Below are 10,271 nucleotides of genomic sequence, written 5' to 3'. Positions count from 1 at the left end.
ATCACCCAACAGATATCAACTCAACAAATTAATGGGTCCTGACCCTAGCTGGCGTCCTGTCTCCAACGCGATGCGACGGTTGCCGCCGGTGACGAGGGCGACCTTGCCGGAGTGATCTGTCGTGCCGGTCATCTTGCTCTCTCAAGCTCTTCGCAGCCAGAATGCGACATTCCCACTGCCGCGCCCAGTTGATTAGCTGGAAAAGAATCCGTTCGTTGCACGATGCGGCACAGGAATGGATCCCCGCCAGTTCCCCTTGGGCGGCCGGGAACACCGGAGCAAGCAGCGGCCCTCCCTGCCGGACACAATCCGGAAACAAGATTCAACAGTCGGGAAAAACTGGCGAAAAGACCGGCTGTCATAAGCGGCATCGGAGCAGCCGAACGATTGCGGCGCGCGACAAAAGACATCGATCTTTAAACCAAGGAATGCCGATTATGAAAAAGACCCTTCTCTCCGTTCTCGGCCTGGCCGTCGCGCTCGCTTTCGCGGTGCCGGCGCTCGGCACCACCGAGGCCAACGCCGCCGCCACGACCGCCGCCGCGACCACCACGACGACGACCCCTGCTCCGGCTGCGGCCACGGCGGGCGCCAAGGTCACGCATCACAGGAAGCACAAGAAGCATCATCGTCATCATGCCAAGAAGCATCAGGTGGCGAAGCATGCCAAGCATCACGCCAAGAAGCACCACATGAAGAAGCGTACCCACAAGAAGCACGTCAAGAAGCCCGCCGCGTAAGGTCAACCCGACGATTTATTCCACGCAATTCCGGACGGAAAAACCGCTAAACACTTTTCCTGGAATTGCTCTGCCTTCATGACCGGATGATCTCGAACCGCTTCAACAGGGTTCGAGATCATCGCTTCCCGGAAACGCCGCCCCTCTCGGGGCGGCGTTTTTGCTTCGGCCTACTTCTTCTGCGGATGGATCGTATCGCCGCGCTTCAGCATCTCGACGAAGCTCTCGATCTTCTTCCTGCGCCCGGCCTCGGTCTTCATGTTGTGGGTGCGGAAGGCGAGCGCGAAGCGGTTCTGGGCGGAGAGCTTTTCCAGCATCGCCTTCGCCTTCGGCTCGGCGTCGATCGCCGCCTGCAGGTCGGGCGGGATGGCCATCTCCTTCGAGCCGCCATAGGCACGATCCCAGCGGCCGTCGGCCTTGGCCGCCTCGACCTCGCGCATGCCATGCTTTGTCATGCGGCCCTCCTCGATCAGGCGGGCGACATTGTCGATGTTGATCTTGCTCCAGATGCTCTTTTTGCCGCGCGGCGTATAGCGCTGCAGGAAGCTTTTCTCGTCGAGCGACTTGCGCACGGCGTCGATCCAGCCGAAGCAGAGCACGACGTCGATCGCTTCCTTCGGCGTGATCGAGGTGAGGCCAGAGCCGACCTTATGGACCTTGATCCAGACCTCGTTTTCGCTGGCATGGTTATCGGCCAGCCAAGCGTAGAAGCTTGCGGCATCGGGGAATTCGCGAACCTTGTCCGGATCGACCTTGATCGGGGGCATCGTTGTTCTTCCTTGCGCGGCGCCGAAGGTGCCGATCTCCCCCCTTGTGGGGGAGATGGCCGGCAGGCCAGAGGGGGGCGCTGTCCCGCCGGCGTATCGAGGCGTCGCCGCCGCCTTTGCTTATAGTCGATGGAGACTAGACTGAAAGGCCGCGATCCTTCGCGCCCCCCTCTGCCCTACCGGGGATCTCCCCCACAAGGGGGGAGATTGGCTGCATCATTGAGGCCACCCATCTGCCATCGGACTCTCCGATAACACTATCGGTTTCTTCCGTTTCCGCTTCGAGCGTCCGCCCGCCATATCACTGTCCATGCAAGGAAAGGCATGGACATGGGCAAGACAAAAATTCTGATCGTCGGCGGCAGTTCCGGGATGGGGCTGGCTCTCGCCAGGCGATACCTCGATGAAGGCGCGACGGTCATTATCGCCGGGCGCGGCGAAGCGAAGCTGAGCGCCGCGCAGGAAGAACTCAGCTATTCGGGCTCACTCGAAATCGCAGTGGTCGACATCAGCCGCGAGGACGACGTCGCGGCACTGTTTCAGCGCATCGGCCGGCTCGACCATATCGTTAGCACCGCGGCCGACATCGCGGGCGCCTACCGGCTGTTGCCCGAAATCGAGCTGTCAGCGGCGCAAAGGGTGGTGGAGAGCAAGTTCTACGGACCGTTGCTGCTTGCCAAGCACGGCGCGCCGAAGCTGTCGGCCAACGGCTCGCTCACCTTCGTCTCCGGCATCGCCGCCTACCGGCCAGCGGCGCGCGGCGCGGTCGTCGCCGCCGTCAACGCGGCGCTCGAGGGGCTGGTGCGGGCCTTGGCCATCGAGCTGGCGCCAATCCGCGTGAACGCGGTGTCGCCCGGCTGGGTCGACACGCCGATCTGGCAGTTCGTCGCCGGCGATGCGAAGGACGAGACGCTTGCCGCCATGGCCAGGCGCCTGCCGGCGGGACGCGTCGGACGGCCGGAAGATATTGCCGACGCGCTTTGCTTCCTGATGGGCAACGGTTTCACGACAGGGACGACATTGCATGTCGAGGGCGGGCACCGGCTGGTCTGACGAAGCTCTCGCCTGCGGTTGCAAGCACCAATTTCAGTGCCGGCGGCTGGACGCGCCGGCGGCGCCAGATCATGACGAGGTCCGCCGACCGGCCAGGATCCGGCCAGGCCACCTCCGCCACCGCTCCACGATCGAGCGCCTCGGCAACCGCGAGCCGCGGCACCAGGCCAAAGCCCGCGCCGGCCGCCACCAGGCCCGCGATAGCGTCGATGCTGCCGACCTCGGCCGCGAGCTTCGGCCCGCCAAGGCCCGCCTCGGCGAAAGCCATGTCGACCATGGCGCGGTAGACGCATCCGGTTTCGGTGGCGACGAAGCGCTTTTCGGCAAGCTCGGCCAGATCGACATCCATCCGGTTCTCGCCGGGCGGCGCGATCAGCACCAGCGGCTCGGCCGCGACGACGCGCCTGGCAAAGCGCTTGTCCGGCTCGCCGGCGTCCGATCGCTCGAAGCAGAAGGCGACGTCGATCTCGCCCTCCCCCAGCATGCGGAGCAGCCCGCCGCTGCCACCGATCTTCAGCTTTATGTCGATGCCGGAATGGACGGCGCGAAAATCGGCAAGCCACCCGGCAAGCTTGACGGAAGCAATCGTCTCCAGCGCGCCGATCGACAACGTGCCGGCCGTCTCGGCCTTGGTGACATCGATGGCGGCCCGCGCATCGTCGGCGAGTGCCAGCAATTGTTCGGCATAGGGTTTCAGCGCCTCGCCGGCCGGCGTCAGTTCAAGCCCCTGCCGCGAGCGCGTGAACAGGCCGGCGCCAAGCTCGGCCTCCAGCGCCTGAATCTGGTCGCTGACGCTCGACTGCGCGAGATTGACCTCCGCCGCCGCGCGCGTGACGTTGCGCGTGCGCGCGACCGCAAGAAAGGTCTTCAGCAGCCTTGGATGCATGCGGCGTTACTGCAGCTGCGGCTTCTTGAGGAAGGAGTTGCGGTCGGCGGATTTTACCCTGAGCCAGGTCTCGCGGCCGTCGCGCACCACGCGCAACGGGATTTCCGCCCCGGCCGGGTTCTCCCAGAGCTTGCGGTAGAAGTCGGCGAGACCGTCGACCTCGCCGTCGCGCACGTCGGAGATGATGTCGCCCTGGCGCAGGCCAGCCTTCGCCGCCGGACCGCCTTCGGCGACGCTCATCACCACAACCATGCCGTTCGACTCTGCCGAGAAGGCGCCGAGCCATGGGCGCGGAGGCTTGGCCACCTGCCCGCGCTTCACAAGGTCGTCGAGGATCGGCGTCAGAAGGTCGATCGGCACGATCATGTTGATGTCGGCGATCTCGCCGGCGCGGCTCATTTGCAGGCGCAGCGACCCGACGCCGAGCAGCTTGCCGTCGCGGTCGAACAGCGCAGCACCACCCCAGGACGGGTGCGCCGGCGCGGTGAAGATCGCCTCGTCGATCAGATATTCCCAATAGCCGGCGAATTCCTGCTTGGTGACGATATGCGCGTCGACCTGCTGGCCTATGCCGTCGGCAAGCGTCACGGCGTCGCCGATATTGGCCTTCCTGGCGTTGCCGAACTTTACCGCTGGCAGGTTGAGCGGCGACAGCGCCTGCACCAGGCCGAAGCCGGTCTCCTGGTCGTAGGCCAGCGCATGCGCGGCGACCACGCGGCCGTTCTGATCGGTGAGCCATACCTCCTCGGCCTCGGTGATGAGATAGCCGATGGTGAGCACCAGCCCGTTGTCGCGGATCACCACGCCGCTGCCCTCGCGGCGCGTGCCCAGCGCATTGGCGGTGAAGGCGTCGTCCGGAACCGTTGCGCGAACGGCCACGACGGAGCGCGAGACTTTCTCGATGGTCATCGGTCGATCCTGAATTGCGAGTCTTTTTCTATAAGTATGGCCAAAGGGACGCGGTGCAAGGGCGCGCCTTGCCCTCCCCTCGTTGGAGAAGGGAAAGAGGCTGGCCCAGTCATTAGTTCAACGAAATTTGAACTTTTTTCTTTGACGCGCGCACAACCGCACCTAAATCTTGCCCCAACGAACTCGCATCCGCCCCGCAAGAACAAGGCCTTTCAAGATGAACCATTACACCCCGCCGAAAGTCTGGACCTGGAACAAGCCCAATGGCGGCGCCTTCGCCTCGATCAACCGGCCGGTCGCTGGCCCGACGCATGAGAAGGAGCTGCCTGTCGGCAAGCATCCGCTGCAGCTCTATTCGCTGGCCACGCCCAACGGACAGAAGGTCACGATCATGCTGGAGGAGCTTCTGGCGCGCGGCCACAAGGGCGCCGAATACGACGCGTGGCTGATCCGCATCAATGACGGCGACCAGTTCGGCTCAGGCTTCGTCGAGGTCAACCCGAACTCCAAGATACCGGCGCTGATGGACCGCAGCGAGCCGAAGCCGGTGCGGGTGTTCGAATCCGGCTCGATCCTGACTTATCTGGCGGAAAAGTTCGGCGAATTCCTGCCGACAGAGCGTGCCGCTCGCGCGGAAACCTTCTCGTGGCTGTTCTGGCAGATGGGCTCGGCGCCCTATCTCGGCGGCGGCTTTGGCCATTTCTACGCCTATGCGCCGGAAAAGATCGAATACGCCATAGACCGCTTCGCCATGGAGACCAAAAGGCAGATGGACGTGCTCGACCGGCGGCTGGCGGAAAGCGAATACCTTGCCGGCCCGGACTACACCATCGCCGACATGGCGGTCTGGCCCTGGTATGGCGGGCTCGCCAAGGGCCGCAACTACAACGATGCCGCGCAGTTCCTCTCGGTGCACGAGTACAAGCACGTGCAGCGCTGGGCCGACGCGATCGATGCAAGGCCGGCTGTCAAGCGCGGCCGCATGGTCAACCGCATTTCCGGCGACCCGGCCTACCAACTCCGCGAACGCCACGACGCCAGCGACTTCGAGACGAAGACGCAGGATAAGCTGCAAGCGGCGGAGTGATGAGCTTTACCCTCCCCCTTGTGGGGAGGGTCGCTGCGAAGCAGCGGGGCGGGGGTACGGCGCCGACCCCACCCGGACCTTCGGTCCGACCTCCCCACAAGGGGGAGGCGCCGCTACCTCCCGTAGGTATACGTCACTGTCGCCTCGCCGAGCGCTGAGCTTTTGGCGGCCACCGACACCATCTCCGGCGACGGATTTTCCGGCGTGCGCAGCTTCGGCTCGCCGAGCGCATAGAGCGTGAAGACATAGTGGTGCGCGCCGCTGCCGGGCGGCGGGCATGGGCCGAAATAGCCGGCGCGGCCGACGCCGCCCTCGCCGGATACCGTGCCCTTGGGCAAGCGCTTGCCGCCCTTGGAGCCGGCGCCTTCGGCCAGGCCCTTGGCGCTTGCCGGGATGTTCCAGGCCAGCCAATGCCAAAACCCTTTGCCGCCATTGGCGTCGGGATCGAACATGGTGAGCGCGTAGCTCTTGGTGCCGGCCGGCGGGTCCTTCCAGGCAAGCGCGATCGAGACGCTCTTGCCGCCGCATCCGGCCTTGTCGCCGAGATATTTTGCAGCCCATTTGCCGTTGGAGACCGACGGGCTGGAGATTTCGAAGGCGGATGCCTGGGTGGCGAAGGCGGCGAAGGCAAGCGCGATGAGGCTGAGACGTGGGATCATGGCCGTCCTCCTGGCTAAGATCGCAGAGTTTAGCCGAAAGGCCCCGCCGCACCCAGCAACTTTGCGTGACGGCGGCCGCCAATCTCTCCCTCGAGGGCCTCGAGGGGAGATTCACTCCGCCGCGTTGCATTCCTCCAGCGGCGGAGCCACCAGATCCGCGACGGCAGCCATCCAGAGCCGGTCGACGTGGGCAAGCTTGGCCCCGTCGATCTCGTCGAGGTGGTTCCAGTACATCCCGTCCTCGTAGAAATAGCCGAACTCGCGCTCCAGCGCCTCGGCCGCCTCCACCGCCTCGATATCGATGCCGGCGCGCAATTCGGCCCGCATGGCGGCGAAGCGCGACGGCGACGGGTCCCGAACCTCCTCGAAGGTAAGTTTCGGAAAAACCAGCCGGCTGCGCGAGAGGTCCGACAGGTTGACGCAGAGCGTGCCGCGCCGCAGCGCATGGATGAGCAGGCGCGCGGACTTGGCCTCCAGGCTCTGCAGTGTGACGTCGTCGCGCAGCGGGTCGGGCCGGCCAGTGCCGTAGAAATGGCTATTGCCGGGGTGATCATAGATCATGTCACAGCCGAGGAAGGCGAGCATGTCCGGGCGCCGGCTGTGGACGATCCAGTAGGCCGCCGTCATCGACATGGTGCCGCCGGCATAGACGAAGCCGCCGAAAGCGTTTTGCGCCGGCACGTAGTCGGGGGCGCTGAAAATCTGCCGCGACGGGCCAGGCTGCGGCATGCGATCGGCCGGGAAATCGCCAGCATGCACCAGCGCGTCCCAATCGGGGCGCACGCGCCAGGCGTTGTTGATGGCAACGATGCCGGCGAAGGCATGCTTCGGCCAGGCGGCGCAGCGCATGACATCGGGGGCGCTGCCGATGAGCAGCGTCACGCGCGGCGATGCATCCATACCATCCTCTCCCACGAACCCGGGCGACACATTTGACCTTGTCGGCCCTCCCCTACAAGGGCCAAGCGCCATGCGATCCGCCCGCCAAGCCTCAAAAAGGCACAGCGATGCGGCCTTCACAAATTCTTTCAAGCCGGGAACATCCCTTGGAATGCTCCGTTGGCAAATTAATCAACGATGCAAACCGATGGAGATTTCCTCATGATGAAGAAAATCCTCGCAGTTTGCATGCTACCCTTGCGCTCGCGACTTCGGCCGCGATGGCACAATCGGCTGGCACAAGCGGTGGCGCGAATGCGTCGGGCAGCGTGTCGGGTGGTATGAATGCTGGCGAAACGGTGACAGGTACAACGCCGAGTCAGACGGATACCACCACGACGAGTTCCACGAACAAGACGAACGGCATGGAAGATCGCTGCAAGGACAGCGGCGGCTACGACACCGACAACAATACCCCCAGCGGCGCCATGACCTCCGATATGCAGAACTGCAACAAGTAGCGCCGCTTGGCCCGCTTTACCGCGTCGGCCCGCCGGCGCGGGAAAGGCCCATGAAAAAGCCCCGCCGGTGGAGGCCGTCGGGGCTCTTTCGTTCGGGCCGTGAAGGTGGGACCTCGCGGCCGGTCGATCCAGGGGTGTTGGATCGGCCGGGACCCTAGCCGAAGAATCGGACGCGCCGATAATCACGCCTGCGCACTACCGATCACGCCTGCGCGAGCGGGAGGTGATAGCCGGCGAAGGAAGAGCTGATCTCCCCCAAGGGGGGAGATTGGGCTTCGCACCGGCCTTCGCCAATCTCCTACGCTGCCGAAGGTGGCAGCGCCGGCGCCTTACCCCCGCAGCAGCTTCGCCAGCCTCGGCACGCCCTCGTTCACCGCGCGGTCATCGGCAAGCGTGAAGGACATGCGCAGCGTGTTGCGGCCGGTGCCGTCGGCGTAAAAGGCGTTGCCCGGCACGAAGGCGACGCGCGCCTCCTGCACCGAACGCGCCAGGAGATCGGTGGCGTCACTACCTTCCGGCAGCGTCAGCCAGACGAACATGCCGCCGTCCGGCCGGCTCCACGAGATGCCCTTCGGCATGCTGGCTTCCAGCGCGCCGATCAGCGCGTCGCGGCGCCGGCGATAGGCGCCGATCAGCTTCTCCACCTGGCCATCGAAGATGGTTTCGGCGACGCGGTGCATGACCATCTGGTTGATCGAGGGGCTATGCAGGTCGGACGCCTGCTTCATCAGCACCAGCTTCTCCACCACATGGCGCGGCGCGCAGACCCAGCCGACGCGCATGCCGGGCGAGAGGATCTTGGAAAAGGAGCCGCAATAGAGCGTGCGGGCGTTGTCGATGCCGCCGGAGCGCGCGCAGTCGAGCGAAAGAATCGGCGGCACGGCCTCGCCGTCGTAGCGCAGCGCCCGGTAGGCGGCGTCCTCGACGACGGCGATGTCGAGCTCGCCGGCGAGATCGAGCACCGCCTCGCGCTGCCTGGCATCGAGCGTGTTGCCGGTCGGGTTGGCGAAATCCGGCACCAGATAGGCGAACTTCACCTTGCCGCCATTAGCAGCGGCTGCCGCGCGATAGGCCTCCGGCGTCATGTTGCCTCCGGCCGTGTTGAGCCGGTCGTAGCGCGGCTCATAGGCGTTGAAAGCCTGCAGCGCGCCGAGATAAGTCGGCCAGGTGACCAGCGCGGTGTCGCCGGGAGACAAAAAGAGCTTGCCGAGATAGTCGAGCGCCTGCTGCGAGCCGGAGGTGATGAAGATGTTGCCCTCGTCGCAGGCCACGCCGAGCTTGCCCATATAGCCGGCCAGCCATTTGCGCAGCGGCAGGAACCCTTCGCTGACCTGGTATTGCAGCGCAGTGCCTGCCTCCGCGCCGCCAAGCACGGCCTGGTAGGCGTCGCCGATGGCCTCGGCCGGAAACAGCGAAGGGTCCGGAATGCCGCCGGCAAAGGAGATGATGTCGGGCTGGTCGAGCAGCTTCAACAGCTCGCGGATTTCCGAGGCCTTCATGCGCGAGGAGCGCGAGGCCAGAAGGTTCAACAGGGTCAAGGCGCACCTCCCGCAGTGCTTTGTACTTATGGCTTCGTATTTAGGTCAGCTTAGTTGACCTATTATCAGGCCACGCCGCTTGCGTGAATACACAAAACGGTCATTGCGCATCGTTCAGGCGACATTTGGCCCACATATTTTCGGCAATGCTAATGGAAAAATGTTGCCCAGGAAGTGACATTGGCGCAGCATGCAAGCCTAGGCCGGCCTACCAAGAAGAAAATCAATCCGACCGAAGGGGGACGGCATGACACTCGAGCTTATCGGGGCCGGATTCGGCCGCACCGGCACGTGGTCCACTTTCGCCGCGCTGAACAAACTCGGCTTTCCGAGCTACCACATGCAGGAAGTCATCATAAACAAGGCCAACAAGGGCCATCTCGACTTCTGGCGCAAGGTGGCGAACAGCCCGGCGGGCACGCAGCACGACTGGAGCCGGGTCTTTGCCAACTACCGCGCGACCGTCGACAATCCAGGCTGCTGCGTGTGGCGCGAGCTGATGGCGGCCTACCCCGACGCCAAGGTGCTTCTGACATTGCATCCGAGCGGCGCCGAGGCCTGGTACGAAAGCACCATCGACACGATCTACTTCACCGAAAATGTCTGGCAGTTCAGGGTGCTGGAATGGCTCACGCCGTTCGGCCGCAAGTTCGGCGACATGTCGCGCAAGCTGGTCTGGGGCCGCACGCTGAAAGGCGTGATGAACGACCGCGACAAAGCGGTGGCGCGCTACAACGCCTATATCGACGAAGTGAAAGCGGCGGTGTCACCGGAGAGGCTCCTGGTCTTCAAGGTCACCGACGGCTGGGCGCCGCTCTGCGATTTCCTCGGCGTTCCGCTTCCGAACGAGCCCTTCCCCAACCTCAACGACCGCGCCAGCATCAAGAAGATCATCAATGGCATGATCATAGGTTCCTACGCGATACTCGCCGGCGTGGCGGCGCTGATCGCGCTGGTGATCGGCGGGTTGTGGTGGTGGCTGGGGTAGCGCGAGGGAATGCGGGCTTGGCCATTGCCATCCCGCAACGGCCCGTAAGAACGGCCAAGCGAACCGGGCGCACAGCAGGATTGTCGTCATATTAGAATAGGCGCATATTATCGCGAGCCGAAGCCATGCTCCGGCTGGACCGCCGTTGGCCATGCTTGCCCAGGCGGTCCACGACCAGGTCAAATGTCAGTGAAACAACAAGCACCTCGGTTCTGCTCAAGCCATTGAGCAGCCGAGGCAATGA

The 10,271-nt window shown here is 64.3% G+C and carries 11 protein-coding genes; 5 read left to right on the top strand and 6 right to left on the bottom strand.

Going from position 1 to position 10,271, the window contains the following annotated elements; genetic code table 11:
• The first annotated feature begins 437 nt into the window (after positions 1–437).
• Complete coding sequence (locus tag AU465_RS12700; RefSeq protein ID WP_192247471.1) at positions 438–740, top strand: hypothetical protein; 303 nt, start codon at positions 438–440, stop codon at positions 738–740.
• A 170-nt stretch (positions 741–910) separates the two neighbouring features.
• On the opposite strand, the gene AU465_RS12695 is transcribed toward AU465_RS12700, so the two are convergent.
• Positions 911–1,507, bottom strand: coding sequence for a YdeI/OmpD-associated family protein (locus AU465_RS12695; protein ID WP_192247468.1), 597 nt, complete (start codon positions 1,505–1,507; stop codon positions 911–913).
• 324 nt (positions 1,508–1,831) lie between these two features.
• Here AU465_RS12695 and AU465_RS12690 point away from each other — a divergent pair, with 324 nt between their 5' ends.
• The gene (locus AU465_RS12690) at positions 1,832–2,560 is read left to right on the top strand and encodes an SDR family oxidoreductase (protein ID WP_192247465.1); all 729 of its coding nucleotides are present in this window, start codon (positions 1,832–1,834) and stop codon (positions 2,558–2,560) included.
• Here the strand turns inward: AU465_RS12690 and AU465_RS12685 are convergent.
• Together AU465_RS12685 and AU465_RS12680 are read right to left on the bottom strand one after the other, a co-directional pair.
• A complete protein-coding gene (locus AU465_RS12685; protein WP_192247462.1) occupies positions 2,511–3,446 on the bottom strand; it encodes a LysR family transcriptional regulator in 936 nt (311 codons plus the stop codon). The two genes, AU465_RS12690 and AU465_RS12685, sit on opposite strands and share 50 nt — an antisense overlap.
• A gap of 6 nt (positions 3,447–3,452) precedes the next feature.
• Positions 3,453–4,355 carry a S1C family serine protease gene (locus tag AU465_RS12680; RefSeq protein ID WP_192247459.1) on the bottom strand — a complete coding sequence of 301 codons (903 nt, stop codon included), beginning with the start codon at positions 4,353–4,355 and terminating at the stop codon, positions 3,453–3,455.
• A 217-nt stretch (positions 4,356–4,572) separates the two neighbouring features.
• On the opposite strand from AU465_RS12680, the gene yghU reads away from it, so the two are divergent.
• Complete coding sequence (gene yghU, locus AU465_RS12675; protein WP_192247456.1) at positions 4,573–5,442, top strand: glutathione-dependent disulfide-bond oxidoreductase; 870 nt, start codon at positions 4,573–4,575, stop codon at positions 5,440–5,442.
• Positions 5,443–5,555: 113 nt separating this feature from the next.
• On the opposite strand, the gene AU465_RS12670 is transcribed toward yghU, so the two are convergent.
• Complete coding sequence (locus AU465_RS12670; RefSeq protein WP_192247453.1) at positions 5,556–6,101, bottom strand: YbhB/YbcL family Raf kinase inhibitor-like protein; 546 nt, start codon at positions 6,099–6,101, stop codon at positions 5,556–5,558.
• Positions 6,102–6,212: 111 nt separating this feature from the next.
• Positions 6,213–7,001 (bottom strand): hypothetical protein, encoded by a 789-nt coding sequence (locus tag AU465_RS12665; RefSeq protein WP_192247450.1) that lies wholly within the window; start codon positions 6,999–7,001, stop codon positions 6,213–6,215.
• A gap of 32 nt (positions 7,002–7,033) precedes the next feature.
• On the opposite strand from AU465_RS12665, the gene AU465_RS36505 reads away from it, so the two are divergent.
• A complete protein-coding gene (locus AU465_RS36505) occupies positions 7,034–7,501 on the top strand; it encodes a hypothetical protein (RefSeq protein WP_246506053.1) in 468 nt (155 codons plus the stop codon).
• Between the two features lie 329 nt (positions 7,502–7,830).
• Here AU465_RS36505 and AU465_RS12655 read toward each other — a convergent pair whose 3' ends face one another.
• On the bottom strand, positions 7,831–9,000 hold the full coding sequence (locus AU465_RS12655) for an aminotransferase-like domain-containing protein (RefSeq protein ID WP_192247480.1): 1,170 nt from the start codon (positions 8,998–9,000) through the stop codon (positions 7,831–7,833).
• A 286-nt stretch (positions 9,001–9,286) separates the two neighbouring features.
• Between AU465_RS12655 and AU465_RS12650 the strand changes: the two genes are divergently transcribed.
• Positions 9,287–10,027 carry a sulfotransferase family protein gene (locus tag AU465_RS12650; protein WP_192247447.1) on the top strand — a complete coding sequence of 247 codons (741 nt, stop codon included), beginning with the start codon at positions 9,287–9,289 and terminating at the stop codon, positions 10,025–10,027.
• Positions 10,028–10,271 lie beyond the last annotated feature (244 nt).

The organism is Mesorhizobium silamurunense (assembly GCF_014843905.1).
Classification (GTDB): Bacteria; Pseudomonadota; Alphaproteobacteria; order Rhizobiales; family Rhizobiaceae; genus Mesorhizobium; species Mesorhizobium silamurunense.
This window is presented reverse-complemented; position numbering and strand designations above follow the sequence as displayed.